Genomic DNA, 23,403 nt, shown 5'->3' with positions numbered 1-23,403 from the left:
CACAAGAAAGGTCTGTCCTATGGCTGTGGATGCCACCCTGTCCGCCCCGTCAGGCCGCGGACGAAGACGCACTCGACTCATGAAGCGCCTCCTCCTGCTGCCCGGAGCGGTGTTGCTGGCGGCGGTCACGCTGGTCCCGAGCATCGCTCACGCCGCAGAAGCCCCCGTGGGACTGGGAACCGCCACCAGTTACGCGGTCCTGGCCGGTTCGACAATCACCAATACGAACCCCACCGTCATCAACGGCAACCTGGGGCTCCATCCGGGCACAGCGGTGACCGGCTTTCCGCCCGGCATTGTCAATGGAACGCAGAACGTAAACAACCCCGCCGCCGCACAGGCGAAGTCCGACCTCGTCATCGCCTACAACGACGCGGCAAGCCGGGGACCCGGAACCGCCACTTCAGCCGATATCGGCGGACAAACACTGACGCCCGGCGTCTACACGGCCTCGTCGTCACTGGGAATCACCGGGATGGTGACTCTCGATGGCTTGAACGACCCCGAGGCCGTCTTCATCTTCCAGATCCCCTCGACCTTGATCACGGCTCCGGGGAGCGTCGTGGCCCTCACCAACGGAGCAGCGGCCTGCAACGTGTTCTGGCAGGTGGGCAGCTCCGCAACCCTCGACACGACCACGCAATTCAAGGGCAACATCCTGGCCCTGACGTCCATCACGCTGAACAACAGCGCCGTGATCGAAGGCCGCGCCCTGGCGCGTAACGGCGCGGTCACGATGGACAACAACGTCATTACGAGGGCGGCCTGCGCCGTTGGCCCGCCTGGAGCTGCCGGACCGAGCGGTCCTCCTGGACCGACGGGCAGCCCCGGACCCACCGGGTCTCCTGGACCCGCGGGCTCGCCTGGTCTGCCTGGGGCTCCCGGCCCGGCGGGTAGCCCCGGCGCCCCCGGTTCCCCCGGCGCTCCTGGTCCGAACGGCTCTCCCGGCCCGGCGGGTAGCCCCGGCGCCCCCGGTTCCCCCGGCTCTCCCGGCCCGACGGGTAGCCCCGGCGCCCCCGGCGCCCCCGGCTCTCCCGGCCCGACGGGTAGCCCCGGTTCCCCCGGCGCCCCCGGCGCTCCTGGTCCGACCGGCTCTCCCGGCCCCACCGGTTCCGCCGGACCCACAGGTTCCGCCGGACCTGCCGGCCCCGAGGGAGCTGAGGGACCTGAGGGACCTGAGGGACCTGAGGGACCTGCCGGACCCGCTGGACCTGCCGGACCCGCTGGACCTGCCGGACCTGAAGGGCCCAAGGGACCTCCCGGTGACAAGGGCGAAAAGGGCGACAGCGGCGACAGCGGCGACCACGGTCACGGTCACGGCGACCACGACAAGGGCGACCACGACGAAGGCGACCACGACAAGGGCGACCACGACGAAGGCGACCACGACAAGGGCGACCACGAAGGAGGCCCCCACGAAGGAGGCGACCACGACGAAGGCGACCACGAAGGAGGCCCCCACGAAGGAGGCGACCACGACGAAGGCGACCACGAAGGAGGCCCCCACGAGCAAGGCAACCACCACGGTGATCAAGACGGCGAGGGTGACGGCCGCGCAATCAGCAGCATCAAAGTCGCCGGCGTGAGCGGCACCATCGGCCGGCAGTCGGAGGAGGTGTCGCCAGACCTCGCCGAGGCCAGCGCAAGCAGCGATATCGGCATCATGGCCGCCTCTGCGGCCGCGCTCGTCATCGGAGGCTCGGTCGTCATCGCCATGAGGAGAATCCGGCGAGGTACAACCACTCGACAGGATTAACCATCGCAGGCGTGACCGCCTCATGCCCCTGACCAGTCCGTCTCCAGCGCTCGGCAGGATCGCCGGACCACCTGCCTTCCCGTCACCGGCGGCTGGTCACGCGCCGACGACAGGTAGCTGACGCTCGATCAAGCACATAGGAGGTCCTGGCCGCAGTTCGGCGGCTGAGCCCCTGGACACAACGTCCGGGGGCTCAGCCGCCCTCGCGCAGGCGAACGGTGGCGCCGGCACCCCGGAACCTGCCGTCGCACCCTCCCCATGCCATGTCATCGACCGCGGCAGTCGACATGCATGCCGATGCATCCATCCGATGCCGCGGGCCGTTCATCTCTTCCGTACGGACGGCTGCGCCGCGTGATCCGCCAACTCGCCGGTCAGGCGCGGGTGGAAGCGTTTCAAAGCGGTTCAACGACCTCGAACTGTGGTCGTGTGCACCGGGTTTCGCGGCGCTCGGGCTCCTCACACTGGTGCCGCTGCTGATCGTTGTTTCCGCGGCCGCCCCGGAGCGCGGGCGGGGGTGCGCGCACTGGCTGGGCGACGGCGAGAGCTTGAAGGACACCGGGCCCTGACCGGATATGCATGCCGCCGGCCGCGCAATGGGTTCGGGGGCCGGTGAAAGATGGCCTCGCCGGGGCCGACTGGCCGTTGGGGTTGATATGACGTCGCCGTGGAGGGCTGGAGCCCACGGCCGGCGCCGACCTTCGGCGGCGGACCGCTGGCTAACCTTCTCTGGTGACCACCGAGCTGACGCTGCTATCGCAGGTCTCCTTTCGCGACCAGGAGATCACCGCCCCCCGGCTGCGCGGCCTGCTGGCCCTCCTCGCGGGCGAGCTGCGGACAGGGTGCAGCACCGCTCTCCTGGTGGACGGGCTCTGGCCGGACGAGCAACCGGACAACCCGACCAAGGCGCTGCAGATCCTTGTCTCGCGCGCCCGGGCACGCCTCGGCGCCGACGTGATCGCCAGCACCCCCACCGGCTACCGACTCGCCCTCGGCGAGGACCAGGTAGACAGTTCCGCCGTCCTTCTCCGCGCCTCCGCGGGCGCGGAGCGCTCCCGCGCCGGGGACCACGCGGCGGCGCTTGCGCACGCCGAGGCGGGGCTTGCGTTGTGGGGTGTCGACGGCGCGTTCCGTCAGGACTCCATACCCGGCGACCCGGTGTCCGCGCTGCGTGCCGAGCGGGCACCGACGCATCGGTCGCTCATACGGGTCCGCGCCGTGGCCCTCGCGCGGCTCGGCCGCCGGGCCGAGGCCGTCGAGCCGCTCACCCGCCTGGTGCGGGAGCTGCCGCGGGACGAGGAGGTGCTGCTCGAGCTGGTGCGCTGCGAGGCGGCCACCGCGGGGCCTTCCGCCGCCCTGGCGACGTACGACAGCTATCGCCGAACGCTGCGCGACGAGCTCGGCACCGACCCGGGGCCCGCGCTGCAGGCCGTGCACGAGGAGCTGTTGCGCGGGGAGGCGCCCGCGGTCCGCCGCGGGGTGCCGTACGAGCCCAACCCGCTGCTCGGCCGCGACGCCGACATCGCCGCGGTTGCGGAGCTGCTGCGTACGTCCCGGGTCACCTCCATCGTCGGGCCGGGCGGCCTGGGCAAGACCCGGCTCGCGCACGTGGTGAGCCGCGAGGCGGAGCAGCGGGTGGTGCACCTCGTTGCGCTCGCCGGTCTCACCAGCGACGACGACGTAGCCGGAGAGGTTGCTTCGGTTCTCGGCGTCGGTGAGTCGCTGCGCATGCCGGTGAGCCACTTCGCCATCCCGGCGGATGTCCTCACCTGCATCGCGGGCGCCCTCGGCCCCGGTCCCGCGCTCCTGGTGCTCGACAACTGCGAGCAGGTCGTCCGCGGCGTGGCAGAACTGGTGCAGGCCCTGGTGTCGGTGACCCGCGACCTGCGGGTGCTCACCACCAGCCGGGCCCCTCTCGGCATCTCCTCCGAATCGGTGTATCTGCTGCCGGAGTTGAATCTGCCGACGACCGTCGAGCTGTTCGAGCAGCGGGCGCGGGCCGCCCGACCCGGTGTCGAACTGCCCCCCGAGACGGTGGCCGAGCTCTGCCGCCATCTCGACGGGCTGCCGCTCGCCGCGGAGCTGGCAGCGGCGCGGGTGCGGGTCATGTCGGTCGGCGAGATCGCCCGCAGGCTCGAGGACCGGTTCGCCCTGCTGCGGGGCGGGGCGCGGGACGCACCGCAGCGCCACCGCACTCTGCACGCCGTCGTCGACTGGAGCTGGAACCTCCTGGACCCGCCCGGACAGGCGGCGTTGCGCGCCCTGTCGTTCTTTCCCAGCGGCTTCACGGCGGACGCGGCAGAGCGACTGCTCGGCGACGACGAACTGTTCGCCGGCCCGGCCGGCAGCGACGTCCTGGGGGTCATCGAGGACCTGGTCGACCAGTCGCTGCTCAAGGTCGGTGACACCGCGACCGGCACGCGCTTCGGAATGCTGGAGACCGTACGCGAATTCAGTACGGCCCATCGGGCGGAGGCCGGCGAAGACGCCCGTGTGGCCGGGCAGTTCATGGCGTGGGCACGGGACTTCGGGGTGGCTCACCACGATGCGCCCTTCGGGCCCGACCCGTTTGCCTCGTGGGAGCGGATCAGGGCCGAGCAGGAGAACCTCGTCCAGGCCCTGCGCCTCGGCCTTGCCCGGGGCGACGGCGCCACGGTCGCGGCGACCACCGCGGTGCTCGGGACCCTGTGGACCACCGAGGCCAACTACACCCGCCTCGTCCCGCTCACGGAGGACACCGGACCGCTGCTCTCCCACTTCCGGCCCGGGCCCGGCTTCGTCGAGGTCACCCGGACCGCCGCGGCCGTCTGCACCACGAATCTGTTCCTCGGCGTCGGTCCCGCGGCCGTACGTACCCTCGTCACCCTGCGCCGGCTGCCACCGGCCTCGCCGGACACGCTGATCGGGGCCCTCTCGACCGTGCTGTGCGCCGCACCCGAGCTCCTGGGCCCGGATCACTCGGCGCTGAACGCGCTGTGCGACAGCGACGAGCCCCTGCTCGCCGGCGTCGCCAACTGCATGGCCAGCTTTGTGTGGGAGAGCGAGTACGACCTGGACCGGGCGCTGACGGCGGCCCGCCGCATGATCGCGGCCTTCGAGGACCAGGGCATCCCGTGGATCCAGGTCATGGCCCCCTCACGGATGGGCGAACTCTGCCTCCAGGCGGAGCGGGGGGACGAGGCACTGCCCCACATGAAGTCGGCTCTGAACGTCCTCGACAGGCTCGGGGTGTGGACCGACACGCTCGGCATCCGGTGGGGAATAGTGCTCGCCAACCTGCAGACCGGTGACCTCGACGAGGCGGAGCACTGGCTGGAGCAAGCGGTGCTCAACCAGCCGAAGGAGATGTTGGAGGTCCTCACGCCCCGCCTCGGGGCGCGCGCGGAGATCTCACTCGCGCGTGGCGAGACCGAAGCGGGCCTGCGCCTGTGGCGCCGGTCCGTCGATCAGGTGAGGAACAGCGCGGGCCCGGTCTTCGGCGCCGAACTGGACCTGGAGCCCTGGGCCCTGGAGGTCCAGGCCGCCGCCGTGGTCGCCCACGCACGGCACGGCCGGCTCGACCTCGTCGGGGAGATCACCGGCGTTCTGCAGCACAGGCTTTCCACGCTGCTGACGGGCGGCGCCACCCTGCCGGCCCTGGTGATCTTTCCGGTCTGCGGTGCGCTGCTGCTCGCGCTCGGCATGGTCGACCTCGACCACAGTGTGCGTACGGGCGACGAGCACCGCAGGAGGTCGGGGACGCGGCTTGTCGCCCTGGCGGAACGCTTCCGTTATGCGCGCAACTTCCAGCCCACCATGTCTTCCACCCGGGCCCGGCACACGGCCGAACAGGCCGACAGGGCGGCGTACGCCGACGCGGTGTCGGAGTACGCCGCCCTGGACCGGGACGAACTGCGGGCTGCCGCGCTGACAGTGCTGCAGGAGCGGGAGCAGGCGCAGGTCCCGCTCTGAGGCGGATGCGGGGGGCCGACGGGTGTGGGGCTCTGGGGGGTCTGGGAGCTGGAGCGTCATGCCGGGTTGCCCTACAGACGTACCGGCAACCGGATCAGGTGGAAGCCGTCCCCCGGCCAGTGGCCGAACTCCAGCTCGTCGCGCCCCACAGCGAGCGACAGACCTGGTCGCTGGATGAGCAGCTGATCGAAGACCACACCGGTCATCAGGCGCCCCAGGGTGGCCCCGAGGCAGTAGTGGGGGCCGTGCCCGAAGGCGATATGGCCGTCGCCGCGGCCGAACTCGCGGCCGATGTCCAGCCGTTCGGGGCCGTCGAATTCCTGCGGATCATGGTTCGCGGCGAGCAGGGCGGCCGTCACGGCTTCACCCCGCCTGAGGGGAATCCCGGCGAACTCGAAGTCCTCGGTCGCGTACATCGTGGCCCCGATCCGCACGAGGGTGACCCAGCGCAGCAACTCGGCGACGGCACGCGGCAGTAGCTCCGGTTCCGCGCGCAGCCGTGCCAGCTGGTCCGGATGGTCGAGCAGGGCGAGTACCGCGTGGGCGAAGAAGAGGGCGGGCGGAGTGATGCCGGTGTTGATCAGCAGGAAGACGATCGAGATGATCTCGTCCTCGGTGAGCGGGCCCGGGCCCCCGCCGGAGCCCTCATCGCCGGAGTTTCCCTCGCCGGCCCGGATCAGGGCGGAGATCAGGTCGTCGGTGGGTGCGGAACGGCGTCTCGCTATCAGCTCCTTGGCATGGTCCACGACGCCTGCGAGGCCGGCGATGCTGCGGTCGGGGTCACCGAAGGCGAAGTCATGGATCCATGCGCCCACCTGCCGCCGGTCCGCTTCGTCGACGCCGATGAGCTCGCAGATGAGGGAGGTCGCCAGGGGGTAGGCGAAGTCACCGAGCAGGTCGGCCTCCCTCTTTTCGGCAAGGGCCCGCAGCAGGTCCGCCGTGGTCCGTTCCATGTGCGGGCGCAGCGCGTTGACCCGTCGGGCGGTGAACGTACGTGTGAGGTGGGTGCGCCGGCGGGTGTGCTCGTCGCCGTCGAACAGTGCCAGGCCATCCAGATACTTGATGTATTCCGGCGGGAAGGCATGCGTCACCTCGATCAGCTCGGCCGTGGCGTCGGGCCCCTCCTCCACATCGGGGATCTTGCTGCGGTCCCTGACCAGCCGCCGCTCGCTCAACGCCGCTTTGACGTCGTCGTAGCGGGTGGCCAGCCAGACCGGGGTCTCGAGCCCCGGCAGGGTCACGCGGACGAGCGGGGCCTGCTCCCGCAGCTGTGCGTATCCAGGAACCGGGCTCTCCACGAGCTCGGGCGTGAGGTGGACGACGGACTCGGACATGGCTGTCCCTCCTGGGCTGGTTTCCGGGGCGAGTTGCGGTTCTGGTTCCGAGGCAAGGGGTTCCGGGGCAAGGGGTTCCGGGTCGCGGTTCGGGTTCCGGGTCGCGGTCCCGGGTCGCGGTTCGGGTTCCCCGCTGGGGTCCCGGGCTGGGGTCCCGGTTCCGGGCTATCGGGGGTCGCGGTTGAAGATCTTCTGCGACCAGAGGTAGCCGACCACGGTGAGGGCGAGGCACCAGGCGACGGCGAACAGCCCGTTGTTGCCGATCTCCGTGCCCGTCAGCAGGCCGCGCAGGGTCTCGATGACGGTGGTGAACGGCTGGTACTCGGCGAACCAGCGGATCCAGGACGGCATCGAGTCCACCGGTACGAAGGCGCTGCTGATGAAGGGCAGCAGGAAGGAGAGCGGCAGCACGGCATTGCTCGCCGCCTCGGGGTTCGGGCTCTTCAGGCCGAGGCCGACCGCAAGCCAGGTGAGCGCGATGGCGATCAGAGTCAGGATCCCGGCCGCAGCCAGCCACTCGACGGGCGTCGCGCTGGACCGGAATCCGATGGCGAGAGCGACACCGACCACCAGGGTCAGGCTGACCACCGTCTGGATCACACTGCCGACCACATGGCCGATCAGGACAGAGGCGCGGGAGATCGCCATGGTGCGGAAGCGGGCGACGATCCCTTCAGCCATGTCGGTGCAGACGGCCACCGCTGTCGGCGTCGCCCCCGAGCCCACGGTGATCAGCAGGATTCCGGGTACGACATAGGCGATGTACGCGGCGCGGTCCCCGCCGCCGCCGAGCCCACTGCTCAGCGCGCTGCCGAAGACGTACACGAAGAGCAGCAGCATGATGATCGGCATGGCCACGACGCCGATCGTCATGGAGGGGTAGCGCCTGGCGTGCAGCAGATTGCGCCGCAGCATGGTCGCGGAGTCGCGCAGGGCGTAGGACGGAGTGGTCTTCGAGCTCATCGGGCTTGCACCTTCTCGTTGTCGGGGCGGCCGGTGACCGCGAAGAACACGTCGTCAAGATCGGGGGTGTGCACGGTCAGCTCGTCGACCTGGATCGACGCGGCGTCGAGCACGTCGAGGACGGCCCGCAGTCCGCGTACGCTGCCGTCGTTCGGGACGTGGAGAGTGAGCGCGTCGCTGTCGTGCAGACCCACGCCGAAGGCGCGTACGGCCGCTTCGTATGCGGTGCCGTCGCCGAACCGCAGCCGGACATGACCGCCGGGGATGAGGCGCTTGAGCTCGTCCGGGGTGCCCTGGGCGACCAGCTTCCCCTTGTTGAGGACCGCGATCCGGTCCGCGAGCTGGTCGGCCTCCTCCAGGTACTGCGTCGTCAGGAAGACCGTGACACCGCCGGCCACCAGTTCGCGGATGATCTCCCACATGTTGTGGCGGCTGCGCGGGTCGAGCCCGGTCGTCGGCTCGTCGAGGAAGATCACGCTCGGGGAGCCGACCAGGGTCATCGCGATGTCGAGCCGGCGGCGCATACCGCCGGAGTAGGTGGAGGCGGGCTTCTTGGCCGCGTCGACCAGATCGAACCGCTCGAGCAGCTCGGCGGTGAGGCGCCGGCCCTCGCGGCGGCCCAGGTGGTGCAGGTCCGCCATGAGGATCATGTTCTCCTCGCCGGTGATCATGTTGTCCACCGCCGAGAACTGCCCGGTGACACCGATCTCGGCACGTACCGCCTGGGGGTCCGTGGCCAGATCGAGCCCGGCAACGCTCAGCCGTCCGCTGTCGGCGCTGATCAGCGTGGACAGGATCTGGACCGCGGTGGTCTTGCCGGCGCCGTTGGGGCCGAGCAGCGAGAAGATCGTTCCCTTGGCGACATTCAGATCGATGCCGTCGAGCACGACCTTGTCGCCGTACGACTTGCGCAGCCCGGTGGCCGCGATGGCCTGGGTCGGGGTGAGGCGTTGGTGTGAAGTCATGCCGCAGAGCGTGCGTGCGGTCGGCTTCACCGCGGTTTCACTGCGGTTTCACGCGGTACGGCACCCGTGAACCGGACAGGGAAACCGGCTGCCGGCCCGGCGCTTCCGCAGGCCGCCCGCCCCGCTCCTCCGCCGGCCGGACGGCCTCTGCACTACGCGCATCTGATGCTGGGCAGCACGCTGGAGCGGCAGGGCAGGGCAGGGCCGGGCCGGGCCGGGCCGGGCAGGCGGGGCCGCGGAGGCCGCGCCGCGTCTGCGGATGGCCGCCGCCATGTCCGGCGCCTGAGCGCCGCAGTGCCTGTCCGCTTCAGGTCAGCAGCCAGGCGATCAGCGACAGCGACCCCATCGACAGGAGGGTGGACAGCAGCACCGTGTCCCTGGCCAGATCGGAGTCCAGCCGGTACTCGGACGCGAAGATGAACGCGTTCTGCGCTGTCGGCAGCCCCGCGCACAGCACCACCGCCAGCAGGTCACGCCCGTCGAGGCCGAACGCCCACCGGGCCAGCGCGTAGGCGAGCAGCGGCTGGACCACGATCTTGAGCGCCACCAGCACCCGGCGCTCGGTGCGGCCGTCCGTGGCCGAGCGGCCCTCACAGGCACCGCTCGTACGGGCGCCGCTCGTACGGCCGTTGAGGGACATCCCGAGCGCGAACAGTGCGGCGGGCACGGCCGCGCCGCCCAGCATCTGGACCGGCGCGGTCACCTCGGCCGGCAGCCGCCACCCCATCATCGCCACGGCCACCCCCGCGGCGGACGCGGCGATGATGGGGTTGCGCACCGGAAGCAGCAGAATGCGGCTCCACCGGTCGCGCGCCTCGCGCCGTACGTCGAGGTCTATGAGGATCAGGATCAGCGGCGTGATGAAGAGCGTCTGGAACAGCGCCGCGGCGATCACGAACGAGGTGTCGTGCAGGACGTGCACCGCCACGGGGATGCCCAGATTGGCCGAGTTGACGTACGCGCCCGCCATCGCACCGATCGCCCGGTCGGCCTGCCGTCGCCGGAAGACCCAGCGCCCCAGCGTCAGCCCCAGCCCGAACACCAGGAGCAGGCTCGCGGCGAAGACCGCCACTCCCTCGGTGGCCAGTTCGGACACCCGCGCCCTGGACAGCGTCAGAAACAGCAGCGCCGGCATGGCGAAAGCGAAGGCGAACCGCCCCAGCACCGTCTGCGCCTGGCTTCCGAGCACATGGAAGCGGCCGGCCGCCCAGCCGACTGCGGTGATCGCCCAGATGGGCAGGAAGCCGGAGAGCACGGTCATCGCGCCAGCATGCCTGAGAGCGATCAAGGGGCCGCGGCCACCCCGGGCACACGACAACCAAGGCGGCCTTGCTGTCCGACGTGCCGTCGGGCCCGCTGTCCGGCTCGCTGTCGGGTTTGACGTCCGGTCGTCCGGTCGTCCGGTCGTCCGCGCCTGCCCGGAGACGCCTGCGCTCGGATGTTCGGATGTACGGCGTCAGCCCGGATTCGCTCCGTGGCCGTCTTGGGCGGCGTCCGCTTGGAGTGCGGCCTGCACGATGTTGCGGGCCATGCCGCCGAACACGACCGCATGGAACGGCGACACGCTCCACCAGTAGACATGCCCGAGCAGACCGTGCGGGTGGAACAGCGCCCGCTGCCGGTAACAGGACCGGCCCTGCTCGTCCCGGTCGGAGTACATCTCCAGCCAGGCGAGTCCCGGAAGGCGCATCTCGGCCCGCAACCGCAGCAGCCGCCCCGGTTCGATCTCCTCCACGCGCCAGAAGTCCAGCGAGTCCCCCACCCGCAGTCGTGCGGCGTCCCGGCGGCCCCGGCGGAGTCCGACGCCTCCGACCATCCGGTCGAGCCAGCCTCGTACCGCCCAGGCGAGCGGGAAGGAGTACCAGCCGTTGTCACCGCCGATCCCCTCGATGACCTGCCACAGTGCCTTCGGTGATGCGTCGACGGCGAGCGCGCGCCGGTCGACGTAGAGGCTTCCCCCGGCCCAGTCCGGATCCGACGGCAGGGGATCGCTCGGAGCGCCGGGCAGCGCGGCGGAAGACCAGCGGGTGGTGACCTGAGCGTCGCGTACGCGCTGAAGAGCCAGAGTGAGGGCCTGCTCGAAGCCGATCGGGGCACCAGGCGGATCGGGTACGTACCGAACGATCTCGTGCTCGCGGCAGACGACCTCATGACGCAGCGACTCGGCCAGCGGCCGGGCGAGGGAGGGGGGAACGGGCGTGATCAGGCCGATCCACAGGCTGGAGAGACGGGGTGTCAGCATCGGTACGCGCAGGATGAAGCGGCGGGGCAGGCGGGCCACCACCGCGCACTGCCGCATCATCTGCTCGTACGTCACGACGTCGGGCCCGCCGATGTCGAACGCGCGGTTCACCTCGTCGGGCATCCGTGCACTGCCCACCAGATACCGCAGCACGTCCCTGACGGCGATCGGCTGGATGCGGGTGCCGACCCAGCTCGGGGTGACCATGACCGGCAGCCGCTCGGTGAGGTAGCGCAGCATCTCGAAGGACGCCGAACCGGAGCCGATGATGACGGCGGCGCGGAGCACGGTCGCGGGTACGGCCGAGCGGAGGAAGATCTCGCCGACCTCGGCGCGGGACCGCAGATGGGGGGACAGTTCGCGTTCCGGCACATCGGCCGGGGTCAGTCCGCCCAGGTAGACGATGCGCCGTACGCCTGCTGCGCGAGCCCGATCGGCGAACACCTGAGCCGCCTTCCGGTCGGTTTCCTCGAAGTCGCCCCCTCTCCGCAGGGCGTGCACGAGGTAATAGGCGACATCGATACCGCGCAGAGCGTCGCCGACCGACTCCGGATCGGTCATATCTCCGCGTACCACCTCGGCGCGTCCTGCCCAGGGGTGATCGCGCAGCTTGTCCGGAGACCGGGCCATGCACCGTACGCGGTGGCCGGCGTCCAGCAATTCGGGCACCAGCCGGCCTCCGATGTACCCCGTCGCGCCTGTCACCAGACAGTGCAGGCTGCGTGTGTCCGGGCCGCTCATGGAAGCCTCCGATCCGCGGGAGTACGCCCATGCCACTCTCGCTCCTGTCGAGGGATTCCGCTCATGGGGCGGCCGGATGCCGTGCCGCCCTCCCTGCGCACTTGCCCAGGTGGCAGGGACGGGGGGCCGTCGGTCCTCGGTCGGCTACCCCCGAATATTGAGCGTCATCGAGGAGCCGGTTCCTGTGGGGGGATGGCGACGTGTGTGGCGGTTCTCGGTGGCGCCGAATCGCCAGTTTCTGTCGCCGGCATATCACTTACGAAAGGGCGTCGGGTTACGATTCATTCGCAGCGATTTCGCCGGAATCAGTGAGCAGATAGTGAAATACAATGAAAGCTGCCACTGGGCACATCCTCGCTCCATTCGACGCTCCGTACCTCACCTCCGTATTGAGCAATTCACAGTTCTCCCCAGAGGGGGCAGACATGGCATCACTGGCCGAGCGGAAGGCGTACCGCGAGAAGATCATGCAGGCGCTGTACGAGACCACTGAAGGCAATCGCCTCCTGGGCGTCACCGGGGCCAAGCTGGTTCACGATCTCGGGATCCACGAAGAGGATCTGGCTGCCGCCTGCACTTATCTGGTGGGCGAGGAAATGATCACGGTCGACTGGGAAACGGGCAATACACCCGCCATGGTCTCGCTGACACACCAGGGAATCCGGCGCATGGAGGCCGAAGAAGAGCATGGTTGACGTGACACTCGGGCCGCGTCCGAGCCACCGTCCGAACCTGGCTGCACGCCATCCCGCCGCCCTTTCCGTGGACGACCGGGTCTTCTGCGTGCCGTTCAATCCGTGTCTCGCAACGGTCCGTCGGGCAATCCGCGTCTCGCAACGGTCCGTCGGGCGCCGGTCAGGAGTATCCTGAGGGTACCGAGAACATTTCGTACACCAGCGTTCACGCTCGTGCCGTTCTCGGCGAATTGCAACACCGGGCCGGTGCAGACCGGCCCGGGGCAGGGTCCGCGTCATGACCGCAACCATGCTGTACAAGCCAGCGGCCGGAGACCGGACCTCTTCTCTGCCCCTCCGGATGGCGCTGGCGCCGACCGGCACCGCTCCGGCTCTCATCGACGGTGCATGGTGGCCACGCTCGCGCGACCTGTCGGCGGAACTCCCCGCGCTCACAGCAGTGCTTGACCCACTGTGGGGACGGATCACCCGTGTCACGGTGAACCCGACGTTCTGGCCGGTCATCCCACGGAGAGTGCCCGTCGAAGGGCATGTGGTGCATATCGGCTGGTTCAACGCCGAGCAGGACCCGCACAAACTGTTGCTGCTGTCCTACACCAGCGGCCGCTGGGACCTGCTGGTCATCCCGCCGGAGACAAGTCCGGCCACAGCCGCCCGGCTGATGTCCGCGGCCACTGATCCGGCCAGATGTCTCACCGCGAGCGGCCTGATCCAGGAGGCGGAGTTCTTCCGGGTCGCGGCCGAGGCCGACTGGGACTCGACCCGCGAGACGGTCTGGGACTCCGAAGGCGGGCATGGCGCCCGACCGGCGGTCATCCACCACGTGCCGACTCCGGCGGAAGGAATGTGAAAGGCATGGAGACCTTCGCGACGGTGATCGTGCTGCTGGCGATGATTGCCATCGGCGTTCTCATGATCCAGCTGTTCAGCACGCGGCACGACGATCACATCGTGACCCCGTCCTCCAGCCATTCCCGGCCGGGTAGGGGCGGGTGGCGGCGTCGGCCGTGGCATCGTTCCCAGAAGTGAGTCACCCTGCGCAACCAGTCCCGCAGAGGGGATCAGCGCAGGAGGCCAGAGAAGATCCTCACAGGAGATCGGCATGGCTGCCGATCTCCTGCTTCTCGTGAGGCTCCTGCACGACAGCGAGCAACCACGGACTGGATACGGGTTCAGTCCGGGTCCGACCGATCGCCCCAAGTGTCGTGCTGTGCAACAGATATGCGCACGCGGGACAGGCGCCTGCCGGGAAGTGCCCAGCCCATGAGACCGGCCCATGAGAATGGACGGCTGTCGGCCGCCCATGGGACCCGGGCGAGGACTACTCTGCTGTGCAGACGTCCCAGACCCCGGCGGCATGCTGTTGCTCAGCACAGATGACTGGCGGGTTGCGGATCTTACGTCCGGTTGCCCGGCGCCTCCCCTGGGGGAACCGGGTGGGTCCCGTGCCCTGGTGCACAGGCTGTTGGACCGGCCATTTGCCTACCTCCGCCGAAAGTACGCCCCTGACGGGAGCGCACCAGGAGGGGTCGGAACCGGCTCCTCCGGCTCCCGGCGGGTCTCCTGAACCGAGGCGTCATGCCCCTGCCGCAACTGACTGTCCACCGACACGACAAAGAGAGCCGGGCGTTGATCACCCTGGCCGGAGAGATCGACTTCGAAACGGTGCCGCCTCATGGGCACTGGACCTGGCCCTCGGGAGCCGAACAGCAGCCACCCCGGACAACCTCGCACACCATGCCCGGACGCAGCGATGACCGGTAACCGGTCGGCGCGGATCCAGGTGCTGGTGGCCGAGCAGGCGGCGCTGCGTGGCGCCCGGGTCGGCGTGATGGATGTGTGCACTGCGGCGGTGGCTGCGCTTCCGGTTGGCGGGGCCGGGGTGTCGGCGATGTCCCGCACCGCGGCCAGTCATCCACTGTGCAGCACCGATGACATCAGTGAGCAGCTGGAAGAACTGCAGCTGGCTCTGGGCGAAGGGCCGTGCGTGGATGCCTTCACCCTCGGGTCGACGGTTCTGGCCCCCGATCTGAGGACCGGTGAAGTGCGGGGCCGCTGGCCCGTGTTCGCTCCGGCCGCCACGGACGCCGGGGCGGGCGCCGTGTTCGCGTTTCCCCTGCGGGTCGGGGCGATCAGTCCTGGCGTACTGGATCTGTACGCCGGCGAGCCTGTCGCCCTGGACTCCGAGGAGCTGGCCGATGCCATGGCGTTCGCCGACACCGCGACCCTGGTGCTGCTCGACACCCGGACGGAGGAGTCGGACACTCTCCCCGGCGGAATCTCGCCGGCCGGACGCTTCGACGACCTGGGAGGCAGCCGGGCGGAGATCGACCAGGCCACCGGCATGCTCACGGTTCAGCTCGACGCCGGCATCGAGGAGGCGTTCATCCGGCTGCGGGCCTATGCCTATGCCCATGGACGGCGGCTGGCCGAGGTGGCCGATGACGTGGTCGCACGCCGGCTTCGCTTCCCCCCGGACTCGGATCCGACCGACGACGACGTCTGACGCGCCGTTGCGGGCGCGATGGGCGCGCGGCACCTCCCGCCCCTTCCCGGTGGGACTGGTCTCGACAGAGGGGGCACCATGAATGAACAGTTCCTGGCCAAGACATTCGTCGAACTGGCGGACAACCTCGTCGCCGACTTCGACCTGATCGACTTCCTGCGGCTGCTGACCGACCGCTGCGTCGGCATGCTGGGCGCGAGCGCGGCCGGAGTGCTGCTCGCGGACCGGGACGGCGGACTCCGCGTGATGGCCGCCTCCGACGAGCAGGTACGCCTGCTGGAGCTCTTCCAGCTCCAGAACGACCAAGGCCCCTGCCTGGAGTGCTTCCACACCGGCGCACCGGTCTCCGTCCCCGATCTGCGTACGGAGACCGACCGCTGGCCTCGCTTCGTCGCACAGGCCCGCCACAGCGGGTTCGCGGCGGTCCAGGCCCTGCCCATGCGCCTCCGGGACGACGTCGTCGGCACCCTGAACCTCTTCCGCGCCGCCCCTGGCCCCTTCGACCCGGCCGACACACCCATCGCCCAGGCCCTGGCCGATGTCGCCACCATCAGCCTCCTGCAACAGCGCTCCACCCACCGCAGCAACGTTCTCAACGACCAGCTGCAGACCGCGCTCAACAGCCGCGTGCTGATCGAACAGGCCAAGGGCAAACTCGCCGAACGCCAGGGCATCGACATGGAACAGGCATTCACCGCCCTGCGCGGCTACGCCCGCGCGCACAACCGCCGCCTGTCCGACCTGGCCCGTGCCTTCATCGACGAAACGGAACCCCTGGCCGGTCTCGGCATCTGACCTCATGTCACGGAAATCGCCGGCTGCCCGCGCGAGCGTCAGCGGGCGTTCCCGGACGACCGTCCGGGAACGCCCGCATCACAAAACCGTCCCGTCGGTCACCTGTGATGTTCGCCGTCCCGACGGTCCTGCCGAACCCAGCGGCCCCGGCGCTGTCGGTTGTAGCGGCGGTCCCAACGGTCCTGACGATCCCGGTAGTCCCGGTACTCCCGGTATCCGGAATCGCCGCCGGGGCCCGGTCCCCCGGCACCACCGCGGCCGTAGTGGACGAAACCGAAGACGAGCACGGTGCCGGCCACCCACCAGATGGGGTTGAGGAAGCCAAGGCCGAGCAGGGTCACGATGAGGATGAGAAGCAGGACGAACATGGCGGGCCTCCCGGAGCGGAGCAAATGAATCGCTGCCAGGGACCGGGGCTTCACCGAACAGCGTAGTCCTGCCCCAAGGCTGCGGATAGCGCCCCGCCTCAGCCCGTGAGGCCGGAACTGCCCCGTGTCGGCGGTACGTTGGCAGGGGACGTCCGCCGACAGGGCCACGAAGGCATTCAGGCCGTGGCCACGACCTTCAGGGCGGCGCCTCGCCACCTGGAGGTCACATACGAGCAGCGCAAGGCCCGCGGGGGCCACGCGGCGCCCGGGGGCCTTGCGCTGGGCGTGTCGTGCCCGGATTGCTCTGCAGACGCCGGCGGTTCCCTACGACACGAGCGGCCCCCGCCACGACGGGCCGCTGCTGCGGGGCCTACTTCAGGCCGAGCTCGTTGCAGTCGGCCTTGTACTTGGGGGTGCAGATCTCCTCGACGGTGTAGATACCGTCCGCGATGACGGTCTCCTCGATGTTGTCCTGGGTCAGCGGGATGACCGGGACGAGCACCGAGGGGATCTGCTTGGTGGTCGGGCTGTCGACGTCCGCCTGGGCCATGGCATCGAGCGACATGCCCCTGGCGAGCAGGATGGCCATCTCGGCGGCGGCAGCAGCCTCTGGGGCGTACGGCTTGTAGACGCTCATGAACTGCTCACCGGCGACGATGCGCTGCACAGCGGCGAGTTCGGCGTCCTGGCCGGTGACCGGTGGGATCGGGAACATGCCATCGGCCTTCAGGGCGGTGATGATGCCGCCCGCCATGCCGTCGTTGGCGGAGTAGACACCGATGACCTTGTTGCTGCCGAGCGCGGAGAGCGCATCCCTCATGTTGGCGCCGGCGTTCTCCGGCTTCCAGTCCTTGGTGTCGAACTCCCGGCCGATGTTCACCTTGCCGTCGAGTTCCGCGTGCGCGCCCGCCTTGAACTGTGCGGCGTTCGGGTCGGTGCTGGCACCGTTCATCATCACGATCTGGCCGTCCTTGGCCTTGTCGCCGAGGGCCTCCAGCAGCGCCTTGCCCTGGACGTGGCCGACCTCCTTGTTGTCGAAGGAGGTATAGGCAGAGATCGGGCCCTCGGCGAGGCGGTCGAAGGCGACGACGGGGATCCCCGCCTCCTCGGCCTTCTTGACGCCGACGGCTATGGCCTTGGCGTCGACCGCATCCACGATCAGCGCCTCGACCTTCTTGTCGATCATGTCGTCGAGCTGCTGTGCCTGCAGGGTGGCGTCCTGGTTCGCGTTGGCGTAGACGACCGTGCCCTTGCCGTTCGTCAGCATGCTGATCTTCTTTTCGATGACCGGCTTGTCGAACTTCTCATAGCGAGCGGCCTGGTTCTCCGGAAGGAGCAGACCGACGGTGATGTCGTCGCCCATCTTCACGCCCGAGTCCTGGGCACTGATACAGCCGGCGAGCGAGAAAGCCATCGCGGGAACAGCGGCCGCAACGGCAGCGCGACGCAGATGTGCGTTCATCGGTAGAAATCAGCCTCCCTGACAGGCCACGCCAATGCGGCCGAAGTGGCTGGAAGTCAAACCTGCCACGCGAAAAGCGTCAAGAAGTACGAAATTAACGAGATGACAACGGGTCCTGTTCGTTAGTTAAGTGAAGGGAGACGGATGGTCAGGAGGGTGCAAGAAGCATCGAATGACTCATTTCGGGAGCACGGGGGCACGGGAGCCGGGGTGACTGCCCAAATAGCCTGTTTCCCGCCCCATTGGACAGGAATCGCCTGTGCTCGGACAATTGAAGTGTCGGCGAGCAGTGACCTCGGCGGCGCCTGTGTCGTCGGCCGCGTAGACCCGCGCCGCGCAAGGAGGCGCCATGACCATCCGTATCGCCACCTTCAACGCCGAGAATCTCTTCCGCCGACCCCGTGTTTTCGCCCTCGAGGACTCGTCGGAGCGGCGGAAGACGCTGGAGGACTTCGCGATTCTGGTCTCCCTCCTCGACCACGAGACCTACACGGCCGAGGACAAAGAGAAGATCGTCGAAATACTCCGGAAGTACGACGTCCCCAACTCCCAGTCGAAAACCCGGCTGATCCTCGTGAACGAGACCCGCGGGGGCGCCAAACTCTTCCGCATCAAGCGGGGCGGCGCAATCGAGATCATCGCCAAGGGGCGGTCCCACTGGGTCGGTTGGGCCGAGATGGTCCGTGACGACCTCAACTGGGAGGCCGTCCAGAACACCGCCCTCGTGATCGCCGAGGTCGACGCCGACGTGCTGCTCACGGTCGAGGTCGAGGACCGGCTCGCCCTGCACCGCTTCAACGAGCAGGTGCTGGGCGACCTGATGGGCGCGAAACGGTATCCGTTCAACATGCTGATCGACGGCAACGACAGCCGCGGGATCGACCTCGGGCTGTTCAGCCGCCACCCCATCGCCTCCGTACGGTCGCACATCTTCGACACCGAATCCGGCCTGCCGGTCTTCAGCCGGGACTGCCCGGAGTTCGAGGTCGAGCTCACGGGCGGTAAGCCGCTGTGGATTCTGGGCAACCACTTCAAGAGCAAGGGGTTCGGCAGGCCCGCCGTCAGCGCCAACAGGCGCAAGGCCCAGGCCAAGCGGGTCAAGGAGATCTACAGGACCGCCCTCGAGCGTTCCGCGAGCGTCGTGGTCGCCGGAGATCTCAACGACACCCCGGACAGCGAGCCGCTCGGGTTCCTGCTCGGCGCCGGCCTGCGGGACGCGATGGACCACAGCAGCTACACGGGAGCGCCCGGCACCTACGGGACGGGCAACTCGCTCAGGCAGAAGCTCGACTACCTGATGTTCTCGCCGGACCTGTGGAAGCAGGTGGAGGCGGTGGACGTGGAGCGGCGCGGAATCTGGGCGCCCAATACCTTCAAGTCGTTCGAGACCGTGACCTCGAAGGCCAACCAGGCATCCGATCACGCCGCGCTGTACGCGGACCTCGACGTGTGAGACCTCGGCCCGGGCCGGGGACGGTCACCACCGGCCGGTATACGGTGTGACGTTCGCGAGTCGTCAACAGGTGGGGGTCTGTCATGGGTCTGTTCGGGAACGCGCACACCGTCGATCCGGTGGCGGCACAGCAGGAGTACGCGCGGCTGCTGGGACAGGGCGAGCAGGTGCACGCCGCGTACCTGTTGGTGCGCGACACCATGCTCTTCACCGACCGTCGGCTCCTCCTCGTCGACAAGCAGGGGATAACCGGCAAGAAGGTCGAGTACCACTCCATTCCGTACCGGAGCATCACCCACTTCGCGGTGGAGACCGCCGGTACCTTCGACCTCGACGCGGAGCTCAAGATCTGGATCTCCGGCAGCCCGGCCCCGGTCCAGAAGACCTTCACCAAGGGTGTCGACATCTACGAGGTGCAGGCCATCCTGACGCAGTTCGTGGCGCGGTAGTCGGTCAGTCGGTCAGGCAGTCGTACGGCGCCCCGGCACGGCCGGGGCGCCGGGCCGGTGACGCGCGAGCCCCACGGCAGCCCCTCGGCCGTGCCTTGCCCGCACCGGCCTGAGCGCTACCAGGACGTCTCGCGCACACTCGCCCGGTCCACCGGGACCGTCGTCGCCGTGACCTCCGAACGGTGTCCGCTGCCGCTGAAGGTCACCGTCAGCGTCTCGGCGGCGCTCTGCGTCGTGCCGGCCGTGAAGCCGCGGTTCGGTACGGCCGAGACCAGACACACCCCGCCGCTCCCGTAGCGCACGGTGACCTTTCCGCCCTGCGACGGGACGGTGTGCACGCCCGAACCGCCCTGCTCGCAGCCCTGGCCCTCGTTCGGCCCGGATGCCTGATCCGGCGGGCGGCTGGTCGTGCCGGTCGCGGGAGCCGGCGCCGACGTACGGGGTTTCTCCGGCTTCTTGGAGGGCGTGGGGTCCGCGGTGGGCTTCGCGGAGCGGCTCGGGGTGGGCGTCGGGCTCGGCGAGGGGGCGCGGTCGTCGGACGTCGCGGACGGGGACGGGGAGCCGAAGTCGGTCGCCGCCGACTGCGCGACCGGCGGAGTCGGCGTGGTCGTACCCACCACGAAGTGGACCGTGACCATGACGGCCGAGACGCTGGCCGCCGTACACGAGAACCAGATCAGCAGGTAGCGCAGGAGCCGGGACACGACACCATAGTGACGGACCGGCTAACGTGCCTGCCCATGGCCTCCGTACTTGTCGTCGAGGACGACCCCGTGATCCGCGGCGCGCTGATCGAGGTCCTCACCGCGCACGGGTACGCGGTACGGACCGCGTCCCAGGGTTTCGAGGCGCTGCGCGAGATCACCCAGAGCCCTCCCGACGCCGTGGTGCTCGACCTCGGGCTGCCCGACCTGGACGGCCTCGACGTGCTGCGGATGATCCGGGGCATCTCACGGGTTCCGGTGCTGGTCGCCACCGCGCGCGACGACGACACAGAGATCATCAAGCTCCTCAACGCCGGAGCGGACGACTACATGGTCAAGCCCTTCTCGGGCGGCCAGCTCGACGCCCGGCTCGGGGCGGTACTGCGGCGGGCCGCCCCGGAGAGCGACCGGACCCGGCAGCCCGTGGTGCGGGTCGGCGACCTCCAGATCGATCCGCTCGCCCGCACCGCGCATCTCGCCGGCCGCGAACTGACCCTGACCCGGCGGGAGTTCGACCTGCTCGCCTATCTCGCGGCAAACGCCGACCAGGTCGTCTCCCGCAAACGCATACTCGCCGACGTGTGGCAGCAGCCGTACCTGGAGGACCAGACGGTGGACGTCCATCTGTCGGCACTGCGCCGGAAACTGGGCGAACGGGCCGCGCATCCCCGCTATCTGCACACCGTGCGAGGGATCGGGATCAAACTGGTCACTTCAGGATGAGGCGGGCACTCGCGGGCATCGCGCTGGCCGTGACCACGATGGTCGCGCTGTCCTTCCTCATCCCGCTCGCCCTGCTGGTGCGCGACCAGGCCCGGGACCGGGTGACCACGGCCGCCGTACAGCGCGCCGCCGCCCTCTCGCCGGTCCTCGCGCTCACCACCAGGCAGGCCGATGTGCAGCAGGCGGTGTCGGGGCTGGACCCGGCGGATCAGCTGGCCGTACGGCTCCCGGACGGCGGGCTGATCGGCAGTCTGCACGCGGCGCCGGACGCGCTGGAGCGGGCCGTACGCAAGAGGGAGACCCTGGCCATGGACACGGCCGGCGGCTGGGTCTACCTCCAGCCCGTCGTCCTCGCCGAGGACCGGGTGGCGGTCGTCGAGGCGTACGTGCCCCGGGCGGAGCTGACCCGCGGGGTGTGGGTGTCGTGGGGTGTCATGTCGGTACTGGCGCTGGGTCTTGTGGGCGGTTCGGTACTGGTCGCCGACCGGCTGGGCGCCCGGGTGGTCCGGTCCTCCCGGAGTCTGTCGAGGGCGTCGCTGGCACTCGGCACGGGCGACCTGGAGGTACGGGTGGAGCCGGCCGGGCCGCCGGAGCTGAAGGAGGCGGGCGTCGCGTTCAACACGATGGCCGACCGGGTGGTCCAGCTGCTGGCGATCGAACGGGAGATGGTCGCGGATCTGTCGCACCGGCTCAGGACCCCGCTGACCGCTCTGCAGCTGGAGGCGGAACTCATGGGGTCCTCGCCCGGCGCCCGGAGGATCACCGACGCCGTGGCACATCTGGAGACCGAACTGGACTCGATCATCACCGCGGCCCGTACCCCACTGGCCGCCGGCCCGGCCACCGGCACCACGGCGACGGGATCGTGCGAGGTGGCGGAGGTGGTCGCGCTGCGGCTGGACTTCTGGTCGGTGCTCGCCGCCCAGCAGGACCGGCCGTACGAGCGTGCCTTCACCCCGCGGCCGACGCCGGTCCGCTTCCCCGAGGACGACCTCGCCGCCGTCATAGACGCCCTGATCGGCAACGTCTTCCGGCACACCCCGCAGGGCACGGCCTTCGCCGTGCGCGTGGAGCGCACCGACCGGCACGTGGTGCTGATGGTGGACGATGCGGGCCCGGGGATCAGCGACCCGGACAGTGCGCTCACCCGCGGCGTCAGCGTGGGCGGTTCCACGGGGCTCGGCCTGGACATCGTGGCCCGGGCGGCCCGTACCGCCGACGGACAGATGCAGATCACCCGCGCCCCCATGGGCGGAGCGCGGGTTCGGGTGGCTTTCGCGCTGGCTGAGTCCCGTTAGCGGGACGCTCCGAAGTTCTGCGTCCACCACGGGCCGCCGTCTCCGAAGTGCACGCCGACGCCTATCTCCTTGAAGTCACAGTTGAGGATGTTCGCCTTGTGGCCGGGGCTGTTCATCCACGCGTCCATGACCGCGCCCGCGTCGGCCTGGCCCCGGGCTATGTTCTCGCCGAGATTGGACCAGGCGTAGCCGGCGGCCTCCACCCGGCTGGTCATGGTGGAGCCGTCGGGGCCGGTGTGCGACATGACGCCGCTGTCGGCCATGACGTCGCTGTAGTCATCGGCGGCCCTGGCCAGCTTCGAGTTCGACGTCAGCGGTGAGCAACCGGCTGCCGCGCGCTCCTTGTTGACCAGGGTGAGCACCTCGGCCTCCGTTCCGCCCGAAGCACTTCCGGAGCCGCTGCCCGAACTCCCGCCGGATGCCGGAGCGGACTTGGCAGCGCCGCCGGACGAGGCCGTACGCCGGGGGGCCGGCTTCGCCTGCGCCTTCTGGACGGGCTCGGGGCTCGCCTTCCGCTTCGGTGGGGCGGAGGAGGCGGCGGGCTTGCTCGGTGTGGCGCTCGCCTTGGGGCTTGTCGAGGGCGAAGGGGACGCGCTGCTCGCCGCGGTGTCGGGAACGGCCGAGGAGGGGACGTCTGCGGCAGCGTTCGTCCGTATTCGGTCCGCCGCTCCGTCCTGGTCGTCCCCGCCGGTGGCGACGGCGAACCCGACGCCCGCCGTGACGGTGATCGCGCTCAGTGCCAGTACGACGTTTCGCAGCCGCAGTCCGTCCTTACGACGGGCATGGGAGCGGGACGGTGTGTGAGCAGCTCGGCGTGAACTCATACGTACGGCACCTCGGAAGGGGAACAGGGGCGATCCAAGGGGCACAACCGCGCCCCTTGGATCACGGGGGGGTTACGGGAGCCTATGCCGGGCCGGGCGGAGGAGGGCCTCCCGGAGGGTTTTCTTCAAGAAGCCATAAGAAAGCCATCAACCGCAGGGCAGATACCGAGGCCC

General features: G+C 69.6%; 21 protein-coding genes and 1 pseudogene. 13 read left to right on the top strand and 9 right to left on the bottom strand.

Annotated elements, in window-relative coordinates; genetic code table 11:
• Positions 1-19: 19 nt before the first annotated feature.
• The 4 genes and pseudogenes from OG883_RS32765 to OG883_RS32750 form a co-directional block, all read left to right on the top strand.
• Positions 20-697, top strand: a pseudogene (locus OG883_RS32765) (ice-binding family protein); the annotation flags it as partial.
• A 565-nt stretch (positions 698-1,262) separates the two neighbouring features.
• A complete protein-coding gene (locus OG883_RS32760; protein WP_266549716.1) occupies positions 1,263-1,586 on the top strand; it encodes a hypothetical protein in 324 nt (107 codons plus the stop codon).
• Positions 1,583-1,756 (top strand): hypothetical protein, encoded by a 174-nt coding sequence (locus OG883_RS32755; protein WP_266549714.1) that lies wholly within the window; start codon positions 1,583-1,585, stop codon positions 1,754-1,756. Before OG883_RS32760 ends, OG883_RS32755 begins: the two co-directional genes overlap by 4 nt.
• Before the next feature lie 732 nt (positions 1,757-2,488).
• Positions 2,489-5,707, top strand: a complete 3,219-nt coding sequence (locus OG883_RS32750) for a BTAD domain-containing putative transcriptional regulator (RefSeq protein ID WP_266548498.1) — start codon at positions 2,489-2,491, stop codon at positions 5,705-5,707.
• Between the two features lie 71 nt (positions 5,708-5,778).
• Here the strand turns inward: OG883_RS32750 and OG883_RS32745 are convergent, their stop codons facing one another.
• The 5 genes from OG883_RS32745 to OG883_RS32725 form a co-directional block, all read right to left on the bottom strand.
• Positions 5,779-7,041 (bottom strand): cytochrome P450, encoded by a 1,263-nt coding sequence (locus OG883_RS32745; protein WP_266548495.1) that lies wholly within the window; start codon positions 7,039-7,041, stop codon positions 5,779-5,781.
• Positions 7,042-7,206: 165 nt separating this feature from the next.
• Entirely contained in the window at positions 7,207-8,004 is a 798-nt protein-coding gene (locus OG883_RS32740) for an ABC transporter permease (RefSeq protein WP_266548492.1), read from the bottom strand.
• Positions 8,001-8,969 carry an ATP-binding cassette domain-containing protein gene (locus OG883_RS32735; protein ID WP_266548489.1) on the bottom strand — a complete coding sequence of 323 codons (969 nt, stop codon included), beginning with the start codon at positions 8,967-8,969 and terminating at the stop codon, positions 8,001-8,003. The genes OG883_RS32740 and OG883_RS32735 overlap by 4 nt, the downstream gene beginning before the upstream one ends.
• A gap of 307 nt (positions 8,970-9,276) precedes the next feature.
• Positions 9,277-10,230 (bottom strand): AEC family transporter, encoded by a 954-nt coding sequence (locus tag OG883_RS32730; protein WP_266548486.1) that lies wholly within the window; start codon positions 10,228-10,230, stop codon positions 9,277-9,279.
• 195 nt (positions 10,231-10,425) lie between these two features.
• Positions 10,426-11,952, bottom strand: coding sequence for an SDR family oxidoreductase (locus OG883_RS32725; RefSeq protein WP_266548484.1), 1,527 nt, complete (start codon positions 11,950-11,952; stop codon positions 10,426-10,428).
• A 425-nt stretch (positions 11,953-12,377) separates the two neighbouring features.
• On the opposite strand from OG883_RS32725, the gene OG883_RS32720 reads away from it, so the two are divergent.
• The 5 genes from OG883_RS32720 (at position 12,378) to OG883_RS32700 (ending at position 15,948) form a co-directional block, all read left to right on the top strand.
• Positions 12,378-12,647, top strand: a complete 270-nt coding sequence (locus OG883_RS32720; RefSeq protein ID WP_266548481.1) for a hypothetical protein — start codon at positions 12,378-12,380, stop codon at positions 12,645-12,647.
• A gap of 277 nt (positions 12,648-12,924) precedes the next feature.
• Entirely contained in the window at positions 12,925-13,497 is a 573-nt protein-coding gene (locus OG883_RS32715) for a DUF5994 family protein (RefSeq protein WP_266548478.1), read from the top strand.
• Between the two features lie 5 nt (positions 13,498-13,502).
• Positions 13,503-13,676: a hypothetical protein gene (locus tag OG883_RS32710; protein ID WP_266548475.1), complete on the top strand. Its 174-nt coding sequence runs from the start codon at positions 13,503-13,505 to the stop codon at positions 13,674-13,676.
• Positions 13,677-14,400: 724 nt separating this feature from the next.
• Positions 14,401-15,153, top strand: a complete 753-nt coding sequence (locus tag OG883_RS32705) for a GAF and ANTAR domain-containing protein (RefSeq protein WP_266548472.1) — start codon at positions 14,401-14,403, stop codon at positions 15,151-15,153.
• A gap of 78 nt (positions 15,154-15,231) precedes the next feature.
• On the top strand, positions 15,232-15,948 hold the full coding sequence (locus OG883_RS32700) for a GAF and ANTAR domain-containing protein (protein ID WP_266548469.1): 717 nt from the start codon (positions 15,232-15,234) through the stop codon (positions 15,946-15,948).
• Positions 15,949-16,046: 98 nt separating this feature from the next.
• Here the strand turns inward: OG883_RS32700 and OG883_RS32695 are convergent, their stop codons facing one another.
• Together OG883_RS32695 and OG883_RS32690 are read right to left on the bottom strand one after the other, a co-directional pair.
• Positions 16,047-16,316 (bottom strand): hypothetical protein, encoded by a 270-nt coding sequence (locus tag OG883_RS32695; protein WP_266548466.1) that lies wholly within the window; start codon positions 16,314-16,316, stop codon positions 16,047-16,049.
• A 370-nt stretch (positions 16,317-16,686) separates the two neighbouring features.
• Positions 16,687-17,778 carry a sugar ABC transporter substrate-binding protein gene (locus OG883_RS32690; protein WP_266548463.1) on the bottom strand — a complete coding sequence of 364 codons (1,092 nt, stop codon included), beginning with the start codon at positions 17,776-17,778 and terminating at the stop codon, positions 16,687-16,689.
• Positions 17,779-18,127: 349 nt separating this feature from the next.
• Here OG883_RS32690 and OG883_RS32685 point away from each other — a divergent pair, with 349 nt between their 5' ends.
• Entirely contained in the window at positions 18,128-19,231 is a 1,104-nt protein-coding gene (locus tag OG883_RS32685; RefSeq protein WP_266548460.1) for an endonuclease/exonuclease/phosphatase family protein, read from the top strand.
• 83 nt (positions 19,232-19,314) lie between these two features.
• On the top strand, positions 19,315-19,680 hold the full coding sequence (locus OG883_RS32680) for a PH domain-containing protein (RefSeq protein ID WP_266548457.1): 366 nt from the start codon (positions 19,315-19,317) through the stop codon (positions 19,678-19,680).
• Positions 19,681-19,796: 116 nt separating this feature from the next.
• Here the strand turns inward: OG883_RS32680 and OG883_RS32675 are convergent, their stop codons facing one another.
• Positions 19,797-20,384: a hypothetical protein gene (locus tag OG883_RS32675; RefSeq protein WP_266548454.1), complete on the bottom strand. Its 588-nt coding sequence runs from the start codon at positions 20,382-20,384 to the stop codon at positions 19,797-19,799.
• A gap of 36 nt (positions 20,385-20,420) precedes the next feature.
• Here OG883_RS32675 and OG883_RS32670 point away from each other — a divergent pair, with 36 nt between their 5' ends.
• Together OG883_RS32670 and OG883_RS32665 are read left to right on the top strand one after the other, a co-directional pair.
• The gene (locus OG883_RS32670) at positions 20,421-21,107 is read left to right on the top strand and encodes a response regulator transcription factor (RefSeq protein ID WP_266548451.1); all 687 of its coding nucleotides are present in this window, start codon (positions 20,421-20,423) and stop codon (positions 21,105-21,107) included.
• Positions 21,104-22,405: a HAMP domain-containing sensor histidine kinase gene (locus OG883_RS32665; protein WP_266548448.1), complete on the top strand. Its 1,302-nt coding sequence runs from the start codon at positions 21,104-21,106 to the stop codon at positions 22,403-22,405. Before OG883_RS32670 ends, OG883_RS32665 begins: the two co-directional genes overlap by 4 nt.
• On the opposite strand, the gene OG883_RS32660 is transcribed toward OG883_RS32665, so the two are convergent.
• Positions 22,402-23,229, bottom strand: a complete 828-nt coding sequence (locus OG883_RS32660) for a CAP domain-containing protein (protein WP_266548445.1) — start codon at positions 23,227-23,229, stop codon at positions 22,402-22,404. The two genes, OG883_RS32665 and OG883_RS32660, sit on opposite strands and share 4 nt — an antisense overlap.
• Positions 23,230-23,403: the final 174 nt, after the last annotated feature.

Origin of the sequence: Streptomyces sp. NBC_01142, assembly GCF_026341125.1 — a bacterium.
Taxonomy (GTDB): Bacteria; Actinomycetota; Actinomycetes; order Streptomycetales; family Streptomycetaceae; genus Streptomyces.
This window is presented reverse-complemented; position numbering and strand designations above follow the sequence as displayed.

Excerpts from the sequence above, each read along its gene's own strand:
- OG883_RS32680 (WP_266548457.1), top strand. The coding sequence starts at position 19,315 with ATGGGTCTGTTCGGGAACGCGCACACCGTCGATCCGGTGGCGGCACAG.
- OG883_RS32730 (WP_266548486.1), bottom strand. The coding sequence starts at position 10,230 with ATGACCGTGCTCTCCGGCTTCCTGCCCATCTGGGCGATCACCGCAGTC.
- OG883_RS32710 (WP_266548475.1), top strand. The coding sequence starts at position 13,503 with ATGGAGACCTTCGCGACGGTGATCGTGCTGCTGGCGATGATTGCCATC.
- OG883_RS32660 (WP_266548445.1), bottom strand. The coding sequence starts at position 23,229 with ATGAGTTCACGCCGAGCTGCTCACACACCGTCCCGCTCCCATGCCCGT.
- OG883_RS32685 (WP_266548460.1), top strand. The coding sequence starts at position 18,128 with ATGACCATCCGTATCGCCACCTTCAACGCCGAGAATCTCTTCCGCCGA.
- OG883_RS32700 (WP_266548469.1), top strand. The coding sequence starts at position 15,232 with ATGAATGAACAGTTCCTGGCCAAGACATTCGTCGAACTGGCGGACAAC.
- OG883_RS32690 (WP_266548463.1), bottom strand. The coding sequence starts at position 17,778 with ATGAACGCACATCTGCGTCGCGCTGCCGTTGCGGCCGCTGTTCCCGCG.
- OG883_RS32745 (WP_266548495.1), bottom strand. The coding sequence starts at position 7,041 with ATGTCCGAGTCCGTCGTCCACCTCACGCCCGAGCTCGTGGAGAGCCCG.
- OG883_RS32705 (WP_266548472.1), top strand. The coding sequence starts at position 14,401 with ATGACCGGTAACCGGTCGGCGCGGATCCAGGTGCTGGTGGCCGAGCAG.
- OG883_RS32695 (WP_266548466.1), bottom strand. The coding sequence starts at position 16,316 with ATGTTCGTCCTGCTTCTCATCCTCATCGTGACCCTGCTCGGCCTTGGC.
- OG883_RS32725 (WP_266548484.1), bottom strand. The coding sequence starts at position 11,952 with ATGAGCGGCCCGGACACACGCAGCCTGCACTGTCTGGTGACAGGCGCG.
- OG883_RS32720 (WP_266548481.1), top strand. The coding sequence starts at position 12,378 with ATGGCATCACTGGCCGAGCGGAAGGCGTACCGCGAGAAGATCATGCAG.
- OG883_RS32670 (WP_266548451.1), top strand. The coding sequence starts at position 20,421 with ATGGCCTCCGTACTTGTCGTCGAGGACGACCCCGTGATCCGCGGCGCG.
- OG883_RS32740 (WP_266548492.1), bottom strand. The coding sequence starts at position 8,004 with ATGAGCTCGAAGACCACTCCGTCCTACGCCCTGCGCGACTCCGCGACC.
- OG883_RS32735 (WP_266548489.1), bottom strand. The coding sequence starts at position 8,969 with ATGACTTCACACCAACGCCTCACCCCGACCCAGGCCATCGCGGCCACC.
- OG883_RS32665 (WP_266548448.1), top strand. The coding sequence starts at position 21,104 with ATGAGGCGGGCACTCGCGGGCATCGCGCTGGCCGTGACCACGATGGTC.
- OG883_RS32715 (WP_266548478.1), top strand. The coding sequence starts at position 12,925 with ATGACCGCAACCATGCTGTACAAGCCAGCGGCCGGAGACCGGACCTCT.